Below are 18,893 nucleotides of genomic sequence, written 5' to 3'. Positions count from 1 at the left end.
GCCCGAGAAGCGATTCGTTTCCACAGTCTTCCAATAATAATGAAATGAACAAGAGCCATGATGAGCCATGATAAGAAGAAGTCTGTGGCTGCTGGTACCCGTCATTGCATTCGGCGCCGTATGGCAAGCGCTGGCCGATGACCAGTTGCCGCCGCCCGCCGCGCTGCCGGTAACCCCAGGTTGGGTGGATGAGGCCAGTTGCCAGGGTTGTCACGCCGAGCAATTCGCCGATTGGCAGGGCTCTCACCATCAACTGGCCATGCAACCGGCCACCGAGAGCACCGTACTGGGCAATTTCGACCAGCAGTCCCTGAGCACCGACACCGAAACCAGCCGCTTTTTCCGCCGTGATGGTGGCTTCTGGATCAACACGCCTGACGCGCAGGGCAAGGCTACCGACTATCCGGTTGCCTATACCTTCGGTGTCGAACCCCTGCAGCAATACTTCCTGCAACTGACCGATGGCCGTCTGCAATCCCATGGCGCGGCCTGGGATGTGCCCGAGCAGCGCTGGTTCCATTTGTACGATGGCGAGGGCGTGGATCACCACCATCGGTTGCACTGGAGTGGGGCGCAGCAGAACGCCGACTTCATGTGCATCGAGTGCCACACCACCGGCTTCAAGCGTGATTACGACCCGGCCACCAACACCTATTCCAGCCAGTGGCATGCGCTGGGTGTGGGCTGCCAGAGTTGCCACGGCCCGGCTGCGGGGCATCTGCAGTGGGCCGAGAATGGAGGCGAGACCGGCACCAAAGCCGGTGCAGCCAAGGGCTTCGAGCAGAATCGGGTAGGGGCGGCCGACAACCAGCCGGAAACATGCGCCCGCTGCCACAGCCGCCGCATGACGCTGGATAATGGCTACACCCACGGCAATCATCTGCTGGATGACTACCTGCCGGTGATCCTCAGCGCCGATCTCTATGAAGTGGACGGCAAGATCCAGGACGAAGTGTTCGAGTACGGCTCCTTCCAGCAGAGCCGGATGCACGCTGCCGGGGTGGTCTGCTCGGATTGCCACAATCCCCACAGCACCCAGCTGCGAGCGCCGGCCAACGCGGTCTGTACCCAGTGCCACAATCCGGGCGGCAAGGCGACGCGCAGTGCGATCGACGCCAGCGGACTGCAGGCCAGAAACTACGACCACCCCTCCCACCACCATCATCCGGTCGGTTCGCCGGGTAGCCAGTGCGTCAGTTGCCACATGCCCGGCAAGCTGTACATGGTCAACGACCTGCGCCACGACCACAGCTTCACCTCGCCAGACCCGTTGCAGGCGCGTCAGCTGGGGCACTCCGATGCCTGTCTCGGCTGCCATCAGCAGGCCGAGGACAAGGTCGTGACAATGTTCCAGCAATGGTACCCCGATGCCCAGCCGCGCGACGGTGGTTACGCCCGCGACCTGCATGCCGCGCGGCAGGGGCTGCCGGGTGCCGCGCAAGCCCTGGCACGGCAACTGGCGCGTAGCGAACTGGCGGATATTCGCCGTGCCACCTTGCTCAGCGAGCTGCCCAGCTATCCCTCCGCTGCGGCCCAGCGCGCTGTGGTCGAGGCACTGAGTTCGCCCTCGCCCCAGGTGCGCCACACCGCCGCCGGGCTGCTCGGCTCCCTGACAGCGCCGAACCAGCAGATCAGCCTGTTGAGCGCCTTGCTCGATGATCCGGTGCGGGCCGTACGGTTGGAGGCGGCCTGGCAACTGTTGCAACTGGCTGGCGAGGCCAATGTCGAGCCGCAGGTGCTGCAGCAACTGATCGCCGAGTACGAGCAGAGCCAGAACAGCATGCTGGAGCGGGCCGAGTCCCAACTCAATCTGGCCGGCATCTATCAGTTGACCGGGCGCCAGGCCGAGGTCGAGCCGGCACTGCAACAGGCGCTGCGCCAGGACCCGACCTTCCATCCCGCACGGATCATGCTGGCGCAGTGGCAGGAGCAGGCGCTGGGCGATCCCGAGGCGGCATTGGCGCTGCTGCGAGACAGTATCGCGCAGTATCCGCGGGAGCCGTCACTGCAGCATGCCTACGGCCTGGCGCTGGTGCGTCAGGGCCAGCGCGGGGCGGCACTGCAAGCCCTGCAGCGTGCCCATGAACTGGCGCCGGAACAGGCCGAATATGGCTATGTGCTGGCGGTTGCCCTGCACAGCAGCGGCCAGGTGGAAGACGCATTGGCGCTGCTGCGCAGCCAGCTGGAGGAGCACCCGGCCAACCGCCGGACACGGCAGGCATTGATCAGCTACCTGCGTTCGGCAGGTAACCAAGTGGAGGCAGACTCGCTGTTGGCGGAGCTGGCTGCACAAAACCCGGAAGACCCGCTGCTGCGACAGTTGGGTCACTGACCTGATATAAAAGCAAGAGGGATATGCCATGCAGTTCAGACTCTTACGTCAAGGTGCGTTGCTGGTTGCTTCGATGTCGCTGGCATCCTGCTGGCTCGACAGCGGCAGCAGTTCATCATCATCCAATGATCCGCCGGCAGGTGACCAGCCGCCCAACATCCTGTTCGTCATCATGGATGACGTCGGTATCGATCAGATGGAGTCCTTCGGCTATGGCGGGGCCAAGGCGCCAGCGGTGCCATCCATCGACGCCATCGCCGATGGAGGTATCCGCTTTCGCAACGCCTGGGCCATGCCCGAATGCTCGCCCAGCCGGGCGACCTTCATGACCGGTCTGTACCCGATGCGCACCAACGTGCTGCAGGCGATTGGGCCAAACGACCTGGCCAACTCCCATGTGTCTCCCTATGCGATGACCATTCCCAAGGTCCTGGCCACCGCCGGTTATGAGAACGCCATGTTCGGCAAGTTCCACCTCGGCGGTCCGGAAAACAACCCGGCCGGCTTTGAAGCTCCCACTGCACTGGGTTGGGACACCTTCTACGGATGGGGCGGCTTGCCGGCGTCGATCGATACCACCGCCGGAGGTGTTGGCGACACTGACCAGTATTCCTGCGGCTTTGTGCCTGGGGTAGGCGCGCCCGGCGGCGTCCATGCCGGGGCCTGTTATATTCCCCAGGCCGGCGGCGGCACCAGTTGTACCGAGATGGCCGGGGAGGTTCACGGCGATCCGGCCGGGCTGCGATGCCTGACCCAGGGCGGCGTACTGGTGCCGAGTGAGCCCTGTGAGGCTTCACCGCCGGACTACGTGAACTTCGATCTGGAAAATGCTCACTATGTTTCCAAGCTGTTGATCAACCGGGATGGTGAGGCCGAGGATGTGAGCCTGACGGACCCACGTTCTCGCGGCTACCGGGCGACCATAGAAGTGGATACTGCCATTGACTGGATCAATACTCGCAGTGATGGCACGCCGTGGATGGCCACCCTCAGCTTCAGTTCAGCCCATACACCACTGCAGCATCCGCCGGCTGAGCTGGTTCCCTCCGGAGCGGCCAGCATCCTCACCCCCAACTGCACTTCCGATGCACCGCTCAATCAGAGGAACATCACCGATACCATGATCGAGTCGCTGGACACCGAGCTGGGGCGCCTGCTGGTGGAAACCGGTATCGCCACGCGCGGGGACGATGGCAGCCTGAATTACGACCCCCAGACCAGCAATACCATGGTGGTCGTGGTGGGGGACAATGGCTCCTTCGCTCCCACGGTCAAAGGCCCTTTTGATCTGACCCGCGCCAAGGGCTCCGCCTATCAGACCGGCGTCTGGGTGCCGCTGGTCATTTCCGGCCCGCTGGTCGAGCAGCCGGATCGCAATGTGGAACATATGGTCAATGCGGTTGACCTGTTCCAGTTCTTCGCCGATGTCGCCGGTGTGGATCTGGACCAGGTGGTGCCCCACGGTACGGATGCCGAGGAGATGCTGTCCTACCTGACCAATCCCGAACGGGACAGCGTGCGTGAAGTCAACTTCACCCATGGTGGGCTGAATATCCTGGCCAACGATGCCGTGAACGGGCCTTGCGTGTTCAATGGCAACTTCTGTTCCCATACTCCCATGTCAGCCCAGGTCTGCGCCGACAACGGCGGCGTCTGGTGGGGACCGGAGGCCAGCGTGGGTACCAATGGCGTTCTCAAGGAAGTGGATCACTGCTGGCAGGTCAACCAGGCCATCTACGAAGATGCCCCCGGCGACTATGAGCAGAACAAGATCACCATGGGTGCCACCGACTACATGGCCATGCGCAACGATGACTACAAGCTGGTGCGCAACCAGGCGCTGGATTACGACCCGGCAACCGATGGCAGCGTGCCGGTGGAAACCGAGGAATTCTACCGTATCGACCAGGCTGCACCAGAACCTGACCTGGATCGCGAAGGGGACGACCTGCGACAGCGCCCCGGTGGACTCACTACCGCCGAGCAGCAGCACTTCGATGAACTGGAACATCGACTCGATCTGCTGCTCAGTTCGCACAAGGCCTGTCCCGGTGATGGTAATGGCGATGGCGTTGTCGATCAGCAGGATATCGACAACTACACGCAGCTCAGTTCGGAATGGGGGCAGTCCAGCATGTACGACTTCAACCATGACGGCCTGACCGACGCGCAGGACCTGGCAATCATCCAGGCCAACCTGGGAGCCTGTCCTGAATAAGTAACAGCAAGACAAAACAAAGCCCCGGTCGGATCGGCCGGGGCTTTGTGGTTTTCAGGCTGTTGCGCACGGGATCAGCGAATCATGGCCCTGGGGTTGTCGCGCGCCTGTGCGACGACAAGACCGGATTCAGTTCACCCCTCGGTCTTGACTGCATGGATGCAGGAGATAGGGCGACGCAGGATGCCAAAGCCGAGGCCGAGGGTTCATGGTGCCGATTGAGTCGGAGCGGTCGGTGGATCCTTCGCCTTCGCGAAGGATGACGGGCAGGGAATAATTCACTGTTTTCTGAAATAGCATTACGCCATGATGCGGTATCAACATCAAGGAGAAGCATTTATGCACCCCGTCAAAGGACTGCTCTTGGCCCTGGCAACCCTCATGCTGACCGCCTGCAGCTTGCCATCACCCGAAGGCGCCCTGAATGAGGCGGCCAAACAGTTGCAGGGCAATCTGGAAAACAAGCAGGCTGGCGCTGTGGTCAAGCAGTTGCATGACGACTTCATGGCTCAGCAGTATTACAACAAGCAGGCCATTCACCAGCAGATGCTTGGCTTGTTTCTGCGTTATAAGAACGTCAACATCATCGTCCTCAACCGTCAGTGCCAGCTGGATGCCGGTTTCAACTATCGGGGCCAATGTACGGCTCAGGTCGCGGTTACCGGCGCGCAAGGGTTGATTCCAGAGCGGCTCGATTATTATCAGGTACGTAGCGAATGGGAGCTTGGCGGTAATGAGTGGCTGTTGATCAGTCTGGATTGGCAGTAGCCCGACACTCGGGCTTCGCGAACTTTTCATCGCGCAGCCGGTCAGCTGCGTAGGTTACTGTCATCGTGGAAACTCGTCTCATCATGTTGTTCAACAGTGCTCCGTACTACCCAGCCCGCTATCGTTCGACCCGTAGGCTGCCATCCGATGTCGCTCTCCTCAGCAGGCATCTCACCCTTGGCCTGGCCCTGCTGTTCAGCAGTGCAGAGCTGCTGGCCGGGGACGAGGTTGAGGGGGAAGGCGCAGCCGACAGTTCGGCGCTATTGCAACGCCCGCTGGAGCTGGCGCGCAAGCTGGCAGCACCGGAACCGGCGGAGCCAGGCTGGTATGTGCAGGGGAGCGTATGGACCACGCACTTCGATCCCCAGCCAGACCATAACAACAATCAGGACCTGATCGGCCTGGAGCGTCATCGGGATGACAGCTATCTGTGGGGAGCCGCGACCTTTCAGCACTCCTTTGGTGAGCGGTCCTGGTACGGCTATACCGGCAAGCGTTTCGAGTTTGCGGGTACGCCCTTCAATGCCAAGCTCACGGCGGGGCTGCTGTATGGCTACCGGGGAGAGTATCGCGACAAGATACCCCTCAACCGTTTCGGCGTGGCTCCGGCAGTGATTCCCTCAGTCGGGGCCAGTTACCAGCGGGTAGGGGTGGACGTGGTGCTGTTGGGGGCTGCCGCGGCCATGGTCAATGTCGGGGTGCGTTTGTAGGCTTGGGTTGGCGTAGCGCCCGAACGCGACCGGGGCGCTACACCGTCAGGTTTCGGGTCAGACGAAATACAGCGCCAGCGTCTCGGCAATATACGCCGGCTTGTCGATGCCTTCGATTTCCAGGGTGGCGCGGGATTTGACCAGCCACTGGCCGGGGTTCTTCTCGGTCACGTCGATCACGGTCAGTTGCATGCGTACGCGGGAGCCGACGCGCACTGGCTGGATGAAGCGTACGCTGTCCAGGCCGTAGTTGACGGCCATCTTCAGGCCCTCCGGGCGCATCGCCAGGCCAGCCGACAGGGCCGGGATCAGGGACAGCGACAGGAAGCCATGGGCGATGGTGCCGCCAAACGGGGTCTGCTTGGCCTTTTCTTCATCGATGTGGATGAACTGGTGGTCGCCGGTGCACTCGGCGAACTGGTTGACGCGTTGCTGGTCGATCAGCAGCCACTCGGAATGGCCCAGGTCTTTGCCGATGTAGGAGGTCAGTTCGGATACGGGTACGGCGGTCATGGTGTGCTCCGTTGGTTTTGTTGTTGGGGGTGATTGAGGGTGGGTGAGTTTTCGGAGTAGAAAGCTTTCCCCCTCTCCCCAGCCCTCTCCCGCAAGGGGAGAGGGAGTTATTGTCTGGATTCAGCTTAGCCATGTTGGCAAGGGCGGGCCGCAAAGGTCAACGCGCCGGTGGTGTCATTGGTTTGCTGAATGCCGCTACCGCCGCGTCGGGCTATGGCTGTGTTACAGGCCGAGCAGCAGCGCCAGTCCTGCCAGTAATGGCCAGCCGGGCAGCAATGTCGACCACGGCCGGGGCAGGGCGCGCAAGGGGCCGCTGCGTTCCAGCAGCCAGATCGCCAGCAGGCTGGCGCAGGCGGCTTGCAACAGGCTGGCAAGCACCACGGGGGCTGCTACTGGCAGGATCAACCAGGCGGTGATGGGCAGCAGGCACAGCGGTATGGCGTACAGGCCCCAGCTCAGGCGCAGCCAGAAGCTCTGGTCGCGGTTGCCGAGCATGGCCAGCCCGAATATCAGCGACAACAGCAGCGCCAGTCGGGTCGACCCCGCCTCTGGCAGCAATCCCAATGCCAGGCATAGCAGCGCGCTGATCAGCAGCAACAGCAACTGCCAGCCATGGCGCAATATCGCGAGCAGCAACAGTGCTGGCAGATAGCTCAGCAACAGGAATGCCTCGTTGCTCAGCGGCGCCAGCCAGCTGCGTAGGATCGTCAGCGTCGGGCCGCTGCCGCCCAGCCATTGCTGCAGGGTGCCATACAACACGTTCAGCCAGGGCGCGCTGAGCACCAGGCCAAGCCAGGCGACCAGGCATAGCGCGGCCGCTGCCAGGCTGCTCCAGCGCTGCTGGCTGCGCAGCAGCATCAGCAGGGCGAAGCCGAAGCCGGCAAGTCCGCCGGCCAGCAGCAGCGCCTCGCTCCAGAAGGATTCGGGCACCGGCCAGCGTGCCGCGTTGCCGGCCAGATAACCGGGCAGCACATAGACCGGGGCCCAGGCCAGGGCCGAGAGGATGTTGACCAGCAGGAAGCGCCAGGTGGGCATGTCGAACATGCCGGCGATCATCGGGATGATCGGACGGATCGGGCCGATGAAGCGGCCGAGGATGATGCTGGACATGCCGTAGTGGCGGAAGAAGGCTTCGCCGCGGTCGATCCATTGCGGGTGCCGGGCGAAGATGCCGAGGCGGCGGATGTCCTGGTGGAACCAGCGACCCATGGCGAAGCTGAGCAGATCGCCGCAGACCGCGCCGCCGAAGGCCCAGCCGAGGGTGGCGAGCAGGCCGAGGTTGCCGCTGCCGGCCAGTGCCGCGGCGGCGAACAGCAGCAATACGCCGGGCACCACCAGGCCGGCGACCGCCAGTGATTCGGTCAGCGCGATGAGAAAGATGGCCAGACCCAGCCAGCGGGTATGACTGCCCAGCCAGATGATCAGCTCACCGCTCAGCAGGCTTTCCATTCAATCGGGTACGTCGTCGAGCAGATGGTAGTCCTGCCCTTCCTGGCGCGTCCGGCCCAGCGGGTTGCGCGTGCAGTAGGGCGCATAGGCGCTGTCGACGAAGCGGTAGGGCAGGTGCTCGTCCCGGCCCAGTGGAATGCCCAGGCGGGTGGTCTGGATGATCTGCTGCGGGCGATAACCGTCGTCATCGATGACCAATTGCTGCGGGTCAGGCACCTGGGCGTTCCAGATCGGCACCTTCAGGTGCAGCGAGCGGCACAGCAGGGTCTGGCCATTGCACAGTCGCGCCGCCGGGCGTGGCTGGCCATTGGCCGCAGGATTTAGCTGCTGCATCAGTGCCAGGCTGTCCGGGCCGCTGATATCGTCGACCACCGGATAGCCGGACTTGATCAGCACGCCATCGCCTTCACCCTCGGCGCTGATGTTCAGCGAGTCGCCGCCGCGGGCGTAGTACATGTACAGGGTGCCGGCCGCCATGAACAGCGCCCGGCGCGATTGGGTCAGGCCGAGCGAGGCGTGGCTGCCCTTTTCCTCGCGCAGGTAGGCCTCGGTCTCGATGATGCGTGCCGACAGCCAGTGCCCCTGGTGATAATGACGGATGACCTTGCCCAGCAGGCGAACCGCCAGCTCGCGGCTGTCACGTTGGAAGAACCCTCGTGGCAGAGGGTTCGGAGCTTGATGGAAAGAATTAGTCGCAGACATATCAGCGATGATAGCAGGTTCGCCCTGTCCAGCCTCCGGAGGGACCGGTATAATGCGGGCCTTGTTGTCGCAGATGCTTGGTGAATGAAATGAGTGCTGATCAGGTAGTGGAGTACATGACCGGACTGGGCCGTCAGGCACGCGCCGCATCGCGCGTCATTGCCCGGGCCACCACGGCGGTCAAGAACGAGGCGCTGCTGGCCACCGCCGATGCCATCGAGGCGGCGGCGCAGAGTCTGATCGTGGCCAACGCGCTGGACCTGCAGGCCGGGCGTGACAACGGCCTGGACGAGGCCATGCTCGATCGCCTGGCGCTGACGCCGGCGGGCCTGCAGGGCATGGTCGAAGGTCTGCGCCAGGTGGCGGCACTGCCCGACCCGATCGGTGCCATCCGCGACATGAAGTACCTGCCCTCGGGCATCCAGGTCGGGCGCATGCGCGTACCGCTGGGGGTGATCGGCATCATCTATGAATCGCGGCCGAATGTGACCGTCGAGGCCGCCAGCCTGTGTCTGAAAGCCGGCAACGCCTGCATCCTGCGTGGCGGCTCGGAATCCATTCATTCCAACCGGGCGATCGCCGAGTGCATCCGCCAGGGGCTGGATGCCGCCGGGCTGCCCCAGGAAGTGGTGCAGGTGGTGGAAACCACCGACCGCGCCGCCGTGGGCGCGCTGATCAGCATGCCGGAATACGTCGATGTGATCGTGCCGCGTGGCGGCAAGGGCCTGATCGAGCGCATCAGCCGCGATGCGCGGGTGCCGGTGATCAAGCACCTGGATGGTATCTGCCACGTCTACGTCGACGACCGCGCCGACCTGGACAAGGCGGAGGCCATTGCGCTGAACGCCAAGACCCACCGCTATGGCGTGTGCAATGCCATGGAGACCTTGCTGGTACACCAGGCGATCGCCGCCGAGTTCCTGCCGCGCATCGCCGCGTTGTATGCCGCCAAGGGTGTCGAGCTGCGTGGCTGCGAGCAGACCCGCGCCATCCTGTCCCAGGCACTGGCAGCGACCGAGGAGGACTGGTCCACCGAATACCTGGCGCCGATCCTGTCGATCCGTGTGGTCACGGACATGGACCAGGCGATGGAGCATATCAATCGCTACAGCTCGCAGCATACCGAGTCCATCGTCACCGAGGACTTCACGCGGGCGCGGCGCTTCCTCGCCGAGGTGGACTCCAGCTCGGTGATGGTCAATGCCTCGACCCGCTTCGCCGATGGCTTCGAGTACGGTCTGGGTGCCGAGATCGGCATCTCCACCGACAAGCTGCATGCCCGTGGCCCGGTTGGCCTGGAAGGGCTGACCAGTGAAAAATACGTGGTCTATGGCGACGGGCATATTCGTCAGTGACATTACGTGTGGGGCTGCTGGGTGGGACCTTCGATCCGATTCATTTCGGACACCTGCGCAGCGCCGTCGAGGTTCGTGAATACCTGGCGCTGGATGAGCTGCGGCTGATCCCCAACGCCACGCCGCCGCACCGGGACAGTCCCGGTGCGACTGCCCAGCAGCGACTGGAGATGGTCTGCCTGGCGACCGCCTCGGATGACCAGTTGCTGGTCGATGACTGCGAGCTGCGCCGCGAGCGCCCGTCCTATACGGTCGAGACGCTGGAGGCATTGCGCGCCGAGCTGGGTGCCGAGGCCACGTTGTTTCTCATCGTTGGCTGGGATGCCTTCTGTGGGCTGCCCGGCTGGCACCGCTGGGAGTCGCTGCTGGAGCTGGCCAGCCTGGTTGTATTGCAGCGGCCGGAGCAGGATCAGGAGTTGCCCGAGGTGCTCAAGGATCTGTTGGCGGCGCGCAGTGTCGGCGATGCCTCGGCGCTGACCGCTACCTGCGGCGAGATCCTGTGTCTGGCACAGACACCCCTGGCGATTTCCGCCACGCATATTCGCTCACTGATTTCGGCAGGGCGCTCACCGCGCTTTTTACTGCCCGACTCGGTGCTTGGCTATATTGAAACCAATGGGCTATACCGGCCCTGATTTGAGGAACTGAACACCATTATGCAGATTGATGATCTGGTCAAGACCGTGGAAGGCGCGCTGGAAGAGCTCAAGGCCAAGGACGTGGTACGCATCGACGTGCGCGAGCTGACCGGCGTTACCGATTACATGATTATCGCCAGCGGCGGCTCCAACCGTCAGGTGAGCGCGCTGGCCGACAACGTCATCGAGAAGGCCAAGGCCGCCGGATGCCGGCCACTGGGCGTCGAGGGCAAGGATTCCGGTGAATGGGTGCTGGTGGACCTGGGCGACATCGTGGTGCATATCATGCAACCGGCCACCCGCCAGTTCTATGACCTGGAACGCCTCTGGCAGAGTGCCGAATCGCGTCGCGCGCAACAGCAGCAACCGACCGCGGAGTAGGCGTTCTTGCGTATTCGCCTGATCAGCGTGGCCTCGCGTATGCCGCGCTGGGTGGAGCAGGGTTATCAGGAGTATGCCAAGCGCATGCCGGCCGATCTGCCGCTGGAGCTGGTGGAGGTTCCCCTGGCCACCCGCGGCAAGAATGCCGACGTAGCCCGGCTGATGCGCCGCGAAGGCGAGCAGATGCTGGCGGCGACCCAGCCCGGGGAACGCATCGTCACGCTGGAGGTCGAAGGCCGGCCATGGTCGACCGAAGCGCTGGCCGAGCAGCTGGAAAGCTGGCGACTGGACGCGCGCACGGTGAACCTGATGGTCGGCGGCCCGGAAGGGCTGGCCAGCGAGGTGGCTGCGCGCAGCGACCAGCGCTGGTCGTTGTCGCCGCTGACCCTGCCGCATCCGCTGGTACGCATCCTGCTCGCCGAACAGCTGTATCGTGCCTGGACCATTCTGAACCGCCACCCCTACCACAAGTGATACATGGCCAAGCCGATTCGCATCAAGGACCATCTCAACGACGCCGGCATCGTGCAGCGCAGGATCATCCTTGCCGTGCTGCTGATCGTGCTGGCCACCGGTGGCCTGCTGGCGCGCATGTACTGGCTGCAGGTGGTGCAGTACGAACATCATTCCACGCTGTCGGAAAACAACCGGGTCCACGTGCAGCCGATCCCGCCCTCGCGTGGCCGCATCTATGATCGCAACGGCATCGCCCTGGCCGAGAACCGGCCCAGCTTCAGTCTGAGTATCACTCGTGAGCGCAGTCCGGATCTGGATGCCACCATCGAGCTGGTGAAGACCCTGCTGCAGCTGAGCGACGAGGATATCGAGCAACTGCGTCGCCGCCTGACCCAGGCGCGCCGGCCATTCGAGGCGGTACCGGTGATGTTCGGCCTGACCGAGGACCAGATCGCCCGTATCGCCGTCAACCAGTTCCGCCTGCCGGGTGTCGAGGTGCAGGCCAGCTTCGTGCGGCATTATCCGCTGGCCGAGCATTTCGCCCATGCGGTGGGCTATGTCGGGCGTATCAACGAGCGGGAAATGGAGCGCATCGACCAGGTTGCCTATGCCGGTACGCACTATATCGGCAAGACCGGGGTCGAGCGTTTCTACGAAGATCTGCTGCACGGTACCGTAGGCTATGAAGAGGTCGAGACCAATGCCCGTGGCCGGGTGCTGCGGGTGCTCAAGCGTACCGAGCCCGAGTCCGGCAAGGATCTGACCCTGCACCTGGACAGCCGCCTGCAGGCGGTGGCGGAGCAGGCACTGGGCAACCGCCGGGGCGCGGTGGTGGCGATCGAGCCGAAAACCGGCGGGGTGCTGGCCTTCGTCAGCCAGCCGGGGTTCGACCCGAATCTGTTCGTCACCGGCATCAGTCATGCCAATTACGGAGCGCTGCGTGACTCGCTCGACCAGCCGCTGTTCAACCGTGTGCTGCGCGGCCTGTATCCACCCGGCTCGACGGTCAAGCAGATCGTTGCCCTCGCTGGCCTGGACTACGGTGTCACCACGCGCACCGCGCGGGTATACGATCCGGGCTTCTATCAGCTACCCAACAACACCCACAAGTACCGTAACTGGAACCGCTATGGTGATGGTTGGGTAGACATGGAGCTGGCCATGGCGCGCTCCAATGACACCTATTTCTATGACCTGGCGCACAAGCTGGGCATCGATCGCCTGCATGAATTCATGAGCCAGTTCGGCCTGGGGCAGCGGGTGTCGCTGGACATGTTCGAGGAAACCGCCGGCCTGATGCCGTCGCGGGACTGGAAGCGCGCCTCGCGCCGCCAGCCCTGGTATCCCGGCGAGACATTGATCACCGGCATCGGCCAGGGCTATATGCTGACCACGCCATTGCAGCTGGCGCATTCCACCGCACTGATCGCCAACCGTGGGGTGTGGAAACGCCCGCGCATGCTGCTGCATGCCGAAGGGGGAGCGCCGGATGAAAGTGATACGCCGCAGGATGTGGTACTGAAGAATCCCGGTGACTGGGATTTCATCATCAAGACCATGGAGGGCGTCATGCATGGTGAGCGTGGTACCTCACGCGCGGCGGCGGCCGGCGCGCCCTATCGCATGGCTGGTAAGACCGGTACCGCGCAGGTGGTGGCCATCGCCCAGGGTGCCCGCTATGACTCCGAAGCGCTCAAGGAGCGGCATCGAGATCATGCCCTGTTCGTCGGCTTCGCCCCGGTGGACGATCCGCAGATCGCGGTGGCGGTGATGGTCGAGAACGGCGAGTCCGGCGGGCGGGTGGCGGCGCCGGTGGCGCGGACCCTGTTCGATGCCTGGCTGCTGCCTGATCCCGAGCCGGAAACCTTCGCCGAGGAGGGCGAGCCATGAAGCCATTGGCGGGCATATCCGCACCTGATCCCCGTGGGCTGCGCCGCGAACCATTGTGGATGCGCCTGCATCTGGACCCCTGGCTGCTGCTGCTGATCCTGATCCTGGCTGGCGTCGCCGGCTTCGTGCTGTATTCCGCCAGCAGCAAGAGCATGGCCATGGTCTACCGCCAGGGGGCGCATTACGCCGTGGGCCTGGCGGCGATGATGCTCGTCGCCCAGTTCCAGCCGCGTTTCATGGAGCGCTGGTTGCCGCCGGCCTATCTGGTATCCGTGCTGCTGCTGCTGGCGGTACTGCTGGTGGGGACCGAGGCCAAGGGCGCGCAGCGCTGGATCAGGATTCCGGGATTGATCACCTTCCAGCCCTCGGAAATCATGAAGCTGGTGATGCCGATGAGCGTGGCCTGGTACCTGGGGCGGCGGGAAATGCCACCCCGTTTCAAGCACGTATGCATCTGCCTGCTGATCATCTTCGTGCCGGTGGTGTTGATCCTCAAACAGCCGGATCTGGGCACCACACTGCTGATCGCTGCCTCCGGTATCTTCGGGCTGTTGCTGGCAGGGCTGCGCTGGCGCTATGTGCTCGGTGCGTTGCTGGCGTTGGTGCCGGGTGCAGTGGGCATGTGGTTCTTCGTCATGCACGGTTACCAGAAGCAGCGCGTACTGACCTTCCTCAATCCCGAGAGTGATCCCCTGGGAGCGGGCTGGAATATCATCCAGTCCAAGGCGGCGATCGGTTCCGGCGGGGTATTCGGCAAGGGCTGGCTGCAGGGCACCCAATCGCACCTGGACTTCCTCCCGGAGGGGCATACCGACTTCATCATCGCCGTGCTGGCCGAGGAGTTCGGGCTGGTCGGCGTGGCACTGCTGCTGCTGGTCTATCTGCTGATCATCGCCCGCGGGTTGTACATCACCCACCAGGCCCAGGAAAGTTTCAGCAAATTGTTGGCGGGCAGCATCACGCTGACGTTTTTTGTCTACGTTTTCGTTAATATCGGCATGGTCAGTGGCCTGCTGCCGGTGGTCGGCGTACCCTTGCCGATGATCAGCTATGGCGGCACCTCATTGACCACGTTGCTGGTGGGTTTCGGCATCCTGATGTCCATTCACACGCACCGCAAGTGGATGAGTCATGGATGAACCGTCTTTCTGGAGAATCAGGGTTGCTCATGATTGATCACGTTTCAGGTTGGTTGCGCAGCAATGCGCTGGTTGCTCTGCTGACTGCCGGCGTCAGCCCGGTGCTGATGGCCGGTCCTTATACCGCGGAGCATCCGGCGGTGGAGCCCTTCGTCGAGGAGATGCGTACCGAGTATGGCTTCAACCCGCAGCACGTACGGCAACTGCTGGAGCAGGCCGAGCGCAAGGATGCCATCCTGGAAGCGATTTCCCGGCCCGCCGAGCGCGTGCGGCCCTGGCATGAGTACCGCAAGATATTCATCACCGACAAGCGCATAGCCGATGGCGTGGCGTTCTGGGAGCAGCACGCCGAGGCACTGGCCCGCGCCGAGGAAGTCTATGGCGTGGAGCCCGAGGTGATCCTGGCGATCATCGGCGTGGAAACCTTCTACGGCGGCAACAAGGGCAGCCACCGGGTGATCGATGCACTGACCACCCTGGGCTTCGACTACCCGCCGCGGGCAGACTTCTTCCGGCGCCAGCTCAAGTCCTATCTGGTGCTGACCCGTGAGCAGCAGGTCGATCCACTGACACTGACCGGCTCCTACGCCGGTGCCATGGGCTTTCCGCAGTTCATCCCCAGCAGCTACCAGGCCTATGCGGTGGATTTCGACGAGGATGGCGTGCGCGACATCTGGAACAATCCGGTGGATGCCATCGGCAGCGTGGCCAACTACTTCGCCGAGCACAAGTGGCGGCATGGTGAAACCGTCGCTGTGCCGGCCAGGGTATCCGGTGATGACTATGCCAAGGGCTTTACCCTGGAGCGTGGCCTGGAAGCCAAGATCAGCGTCGCCGAGCTGAAGAAGCTCGGTTGGGCACCGCAGGTGGAGCTGGACGATGCCACCGAGGTGATGGCCTTCGAGTTCGACGCCGGGGATCATCAGCAATACTGGCTGGGCCTGCACAACCTGCATGTGATTACCCGCTACAATCGCAGCGTCATGTACGCTATGGTCGTGCATCAGCTGGCCGACCTGATAAGGGAAGCGAGGGACCAATGAACAATCCACTGCGTCGTGCTTCGGGTGCCGCTGCCATCTGCCTGTTGATGGCCATGTTGGCGGCCTGCTCATCATCGTCAGTCCGGCAGGGCGACGCCAGCAGTACCGTGAGTACGCCGCGGCCGGCGCAGGATGGCGCGCCGGCCTATTTCCGGGATGTCTCGCAGATTCCGGACGCGGTACCCACCCCGCATACCGGCCCCTACAAGGCCAGTCCGTACCGGGTGCTGGGACGTAACTACAACCCCATGCAGGACGGGCGCAACTACCGGGAAACCGGGTTGGCCTCCTGGTATGGCACCAAGTTCCATGGCCAGTTGACCGCCAATGGCGAGCCCTACGACCTGTATGGCATGACCGCCGCGCACAAGACCCTGCCGCTGCCGACCTATGTGCGAGTCACCAATGTAGACAACCAGCGCAGCATCATAGTGCGGGTCAACGACCGCGGGCCTTTCCACTCGGACCGCATCATCGACCTGTCCTATGCCGGGGCGGTCAAGCTGGGTTTTGCCGATACGGGCACGGCGCGGGTCAAGGTCGAGGGCATCGATCCGGTGGTCTGGCAGCAGGAGAATAACCCGGGCTACCTGGTGCGCGCCCAGCCGCAGCCCCAGCAGCAGCCGGTGACCAGCAGCGCTCAGCCGGCAGCGCCGGCGGCGGGCGGGCTCTACCTGCAGGTCGGGGCCTTCTCCTCGGGGCAGGCCGCTGAGCAATTGCGTACGCAATTGCAGGGCCTGGTCCAGGCGCCGGTGTTCGTCAGCCCGGTACAGGTCGATGCGCGCACCCTGCACCGGGTACGACTGGGCCCGGTAGACAATCATGACCAGGCGCAGCAGTTGATGGAAACCCTGCGTCTGGCCAACCTCGGTACGCCGACGCTGGTCAGCAGTAATTGAGTCCTTGCGAAATACACATATCAATACAGTGAGCACCATGTTCAAGAAAATTATCCATACCCTGTTGATTTCCAGTGCCGTGCTGCTGACGCCGGCGGCCCTGGCCCAGACACCGCAGCCGGCGCCGCAGCCGCAAGCCAGTGCGCCGCTGATGCCGCCACCACCGACAGTGGCCGCGTCCAGCTATCTGCTGGTCGATGCCAACAGCGGCAAGGTGCTGGTCGAGCACAATGCCGACGAGCCGCTGCCGCCGGCCAGCCTGACCAAGATGATGACCAGCTATATCGCCAGCATGGAGATCCTGCGTGGCCAGCTGAAGGAACAGGACGAAGTCCTTATCAGCGAGAAGGCCTGGCGCATGGGCGGCTCGAAGATGTTCATCGAGGTGGGCAACCGGGTACCGCTGATCGATCTGCTGCGCGGTATCATCATCCAGTCCGGTAACGACGCCAGTGTCGCAGTGGCCGAGCATATCGCCGGCAGCGAGGAGTCCTTCGCCGACCTGATGAACAGCCACGCACAGCGCCTGGGCATGCGCAATTCGCATTTCGAGAACGCCACCGGCCTGCCGGCTGAGGGCCATGTGTCCAGTGCCCGTGACATGGCCATCATGGCCAAGGCGATCATCAATGACGATCCGGAGCACTACACCCTGTACAAGGAAAAGGAGTTCGTCTGGAACGGCATTCGCCAACCCAACCGCAACCTCATGCTATGGCGTGACAAGTCGGTCGACGGGCTCAAGACCGGGCATACCGATGAAGCCGGCTATTGCCTGGTGGCCTCGGCCGAGCGCGAGGGCATGCGGCTGATCTCGGTGGTCATGGGTACCGTCAGCGAGCAGGCGCGCGCCGCGGAGACCCAGAAGCTGCTGACCTGGGGCTTCCGTTTCTTCGAGACCAAGAGCTTCTACCAGCCGGGCCAGGTGGTCTCCACCGCGCGGGTCTGGTCTGGCCAGGACAGTTCGGTCGAGGCCGGCCTGGCCGATGGCCTGGTGCTGACACTGCCCAAGGGGCAGGCTGACAAGCTCGAGGCGGCGGTCACCCTGAACCCGGTGATCAAGGCACCGCTGGCTGCAGGCGACGTGGTAGGCCAGGTTGAGGTCAAGCTGGGTGATGAAGTGGTGCACACCGCTGACCTGGTAGCGCTGGCCGATGTCGAGCAGGCGGGCCTGTTCGGACGTCTGTGGGATAGCATCCGGTTGTTCTTCTACGGTCTGTTCAACTGAGGCGACAGGCATGAGCGACAAGACTCCCGATACCCCGAAGATCGAGTTTCCCTGCCAGTACCCGATCAAGGTCATCTGCACCGCCGGTGATGGCGTCATCGAGCAGTTGCTGGCTGTGGTCAGGCAGCACGATACCGAACTGGATGTCGCGACCCTGGTGGTACAGGACAGCAAGAATGGTCGCTTCCAGTCATTGCGCCTGGTGATGACCGCCACCGGTGAGCAGCAGTTGCAGCAGTTGCACGCCGACCTCAAGGCCACCGGCCACGTGCACATGGTGCTGTGATGCCGCAACTGATCGTCAGGGAGCTGGGGCTGGTCGAGTACCAGCCCACCCTGGAAGCCATGCGCAGCCTGACCGCCGAGCGTGACGCCGAGACCGCCGATGAGATCTGGCTGTTGCAACACCCGCCGGTGTTCACCCAGGGGCAGGCCGGCAAGGCCGAGCACCTGCTGGCGCCGGGGGATATTCCGGTGATCCAGGTTGAGCGTGGCGGCCAGGTGACTTACCACGGTCCCGGTCAACTGGTCGGCTACCTGATGCTCGATCTGCGGCGGCTGGGGCTCGGTGTGCGGGAGTTGGTTACGGCCATGGAGCAGAGTCTGGTCGAGGTGCTGGCGTCCTACGGCGTGGAAGCGGCACCGAAGGCGGATGCTCCTGGTGTCTACGTGGATGGCGCGAAGATCGCCTCGCTGGGGCTGCGCGTACGCCGAGGCTGTTCATTCCATGGTCTGGCATTGAATGTCGATATGGACATGCAGCCATTCCAGCGCATCAATCCCTGTGGTTACAGCGGCCTGCGCATGACCCAGCTCAGCGAGCTGGTAGCAGAGCCGGTGAGTATCGATGAGGTGGCTCGGCGCCTGGAGCAGGTACTTCGTCAGCGCCTGGGTTATCCGCTGGTATAGCGCTACTGCCACTATACCTGGCTACCCTCTGTGGGCTCTCTGTAGGAGCGGCGCCTCGCCGCGATGGGTTGGTCATCAGCGTAACCGTCAACTCTCATCGCCCCGGGGCGGGGCTTGTATGGTTTTCCTACAGGTCCAAAATGGACCTGTCAGGGTGGTCGTGGTGGTCGTGGTGGTCGTGTTGGCGTGGGAGATTCTATGGTTCCAGGCAACCCCTTATTCTGCTGTTTTTGGCTGGTAGGTTGTCTGGTTCTGCATCAGCG

The 18,893-nt window shown here is 63.3% G+C and carries 18 protein-coding genes; 15 read left to right on the top strand and 3 right to left on the bottom strand.

All coding sequences use genetic code 11. The annotated features are described in order from the left end of the window. Positions 1 to 67: 67 nt before the first annotated feature. From H6X51_RS09305 to H6X51_RS09290, 4 genes are all read left to right on the top strand, one after another. Positions 68 to 2,332: a tetratricopeptide repeat protein gene (locus H6X51_RS09305; protein WP_185267270.1), complete on the top strand. Its 2,265-nt coding sequence runs from the start codon at positions 68 to 70 to the stop codon at positions 2,330 to 2,332. Between the two features lie 28 nt (positions 2,333 to 2,360). Then, complete coding sequence (locus tag H6X51_RS09300; RefSeq protein ID WP_185267269.1) at positions 2,361 to 4,550, top strand: sulfatase-like hydrolase/transferase; 2,190 nt, start codon at positions 2,361 to 2,363, stop codon at positions 4,548 to 4,550. A 306-nt stretch (positions 4,551 to 4,856) separates the two neighbouring features. Next, complete coding sequence (locus tag H6X51_RS09295; protein ID WP_185267268.1) at positions 4,857 to 5,318, top strand: hypothetical protein; 462 nt, start codon at positions 4,857 to 4,859, stop codon at positions 5,316 to 5,318. A gap of 263 nt (positions 5,319 to 5,581) precedes the next feature. Next, entirely contained in the window at positions 5,582 to 6,028 is a 447-nt protein-coding gene (locus tag H6X51_RS09290; RefSeq protein ID WP_185267347.1) for a sn-glycerol-3-phosphate transporter, read from the top strand. A 57-nt stretch (positions 6,029 to 6,085) separates the two neighbouring features. Here H6X51_RS09290 and H6X51_RS09285 read toward each other — a convergent pair whose 3' ends face one another. The 3 genes from H6X51_RS09285 to H6X51_RS09275 all read right to left on the bottom strand — a co-directional run bounded on the left by H6X51_RS09285 (position 6,086) and on the right by H6X51_RS09275 (position 8,692). Continuing rightward, complete coding sequence (locus H6X51_RS09285; protein WP_185267267.1) at positions 6,086 to 6,541, bottom strand: MaoC family dehydratase; 456 nt, start codon at positions 6,539 to 6,541, stop codon at positions 6,086 to 6,088. 222 nt (positions 6,542 to 6,763) lie between these two features. Then, a complete protein-coding gene (locus tag H6X51_RS09280) occupies positions 6,764 to 7,990 on the bottom strand; it encodes a DedA family protein (RefSeq protein WP_185267266.1) in 1,227 nt (408 codons plus the stop codon). After that, positions 7,991 to 8,692 (bottom strand): DNA-3-methyladenine glycosylase, encoded by a 702-nt coding sequence (locus H6X51_RS09275; RefSeq protein ID WP_185267265.1) that lies wholly within the window; start codon positions 8,690 to 8,692, stop codon positions 7,991 to 7,993. 89 nt (positions 8,693 to 8,781) lie between these two features. On the opposite strand from H6X51_RS09275, the gene H6X51_RS09270 reads away from it, so the two are divergent. From H6X51_RS09270 to lipB, 11 genes are read left to right on the top strand one after another with little or no spacing between them, the layout of a single operon-like run. Continuing rightward, positions 8,782 to 10,047: a glutamate-5-semialdehyde dehydrogenase gene (locus tag H6X51_RS09270; protein WP_185267264.1), complete on the top strand. Its 1,266-nt coding sequence runs from the start codon at positions 8,782 to 8,784 to the stop codon at positions 10,045 to 10,047. After that, a complete protein-coding gene (gene nadD, locus H6X51_RS09265) occupies positions 10,044 to 10,682 on the top strand; it encodes a nicotinate-nucleotide adenylyltransferase (RefSeq protein WP_185267263.1) in 639 nt (212 codons plus the stop codon). Before H6X51_RS09270 ends, nadD begins: the two co-directional genes overlap by 4 nt. Before the next feature lie 21 nt (positions 10,683 to 10,703). Next, entirely contained in the window at positions 10,704 to 11,066 is a 363-nt protein-coding gene (gene rsfS, locus H6X51_RS09260) for a ribosome silencing factor (RefSeq protein WP_185267262.1), read from the top strand. Between the two features lie 6 nt (positions 11,067 to 11,072). Beyond that, complete coding sequence (gene rlmH, locus H6X51_RS09255) at positions 11,073 to 11,540, top strand: 23S rRNA (pseudouridine(1915)-N(3))-methyltransferase RlmH (RefSeq protein WP_185267261.1); 468 nt, start codon at positions 11,073 to 11,075, stop codon at positions 11,538 to 11,540. Positions 11,541 to 11,543: 3 nt separating this feature from the next. Further along, the gene (gene mrdA / locus H6X51_RS09250) at positions 11,544 to 13,412 is read left to right on the top strand and encodes a penicillin-binding protein 2 (protein ID WP_185267260.1); all 1,869 of its coding nucleotides are present in this window, start codon (positions 11,544 to 11,546) and stop codon (positions 13,410 to 13,412) included. Further along, complete coding sequence (rodA, locus tag H6X51_RS09245; protein ID WP_185267259.1) at positions 13,409 to 14,551, top strand: rod shape-determining protein RodA; 1,143 nt, start codon at positions 13,409 to 13,411, stop codon at positions 14,549 to 14,551. Before mrdA ends, rodA begins: the two co-directional genes overlap by 4 nt. Positions 14,552 to 14,580: 29 nt before the next feature. Further along, positions 14,581 to 15,594 (top strand): lytic murein transglycosylase B, encoded by a 1,014-nt coding sequence (mltB, locus tag H6X51_RS09240; protein ID WP_407925961.1) that lies wholly within the window; start codon positions 14,581 to 14,583, stop codon positions 15,592 to 15,594. Further along, positions 15,591 to 16,493, top strand: a complete 903-nt coding sequence (locus H6X51_RS09235; protein WP_185267258.1) for a septal ring lytic transglycosylase RlpA family protein — start codon at positions 15,591 to 15,593, stop codon at positions 16,491 to 16,493. The genes mltB and H6X51_RS09235 overlap by 4 nt, the downstream gene beginning before the upstream one ends. A gap of 37 nt (positions 16,494 to 16,530) precedes the next feature. Continuing rightward, positions 16,531 to 17,721, top strand: a complete 1,191-nt coding sequence (locus H6X51_RS09230; RefSeq protein ID WP_185267257.1) for a D-alanyl-D-alanine carboxypeptidase family protein — start codon at positions 16,531 to 16,533, stop codon at positions 17,719 to 17,721. A 10-nt stretch (positions 17,722 to 17,731) separates the two neighbouring features. Beyond that, on the top strand, positions 17,732 to 18,007 hold the full coding sequence (locus tag H6X51_RS09225; protein WP_185267256.1) for an HP0495 family protein: 276 nt from the start codon (positions 17,732 to 17,734) through the stop codon (positions 18,005 to 18,007). Then, entirely contained in the window at positions 18,007 to 18,630 is a 624-nt protein-coding gene (gene lipB / locus H6X51_RS09220; protein ID WP_185267255.1) for a lipoyl(octanoyl) transferase LipB, read from the top strand. The genes H6X51_RS09225 and lipB overlap by 1 nt, the downstream gene beginning before the upstream one ends. The last annotated feature ends 263 nt before the right edge of the window (positions 18,631 to 18,893 follow it).

It is taken from the genome of Halopseudomonas xiamenensis (assembly GCF_014219065.1).
Taxonomy (GTDB): Bacteria; Pseudomonadota; Gammaproteobacteria; order Pseudomonadales; family Pseudomonadaceae; genus Halopseudomonas; species Halopseudomonas xiamenensis.
The sequence above is the reverse complement of the archived record's forward strand: the minus strand, read 5'-3'. Positions and strand labels throughout refer to the sequence as shown.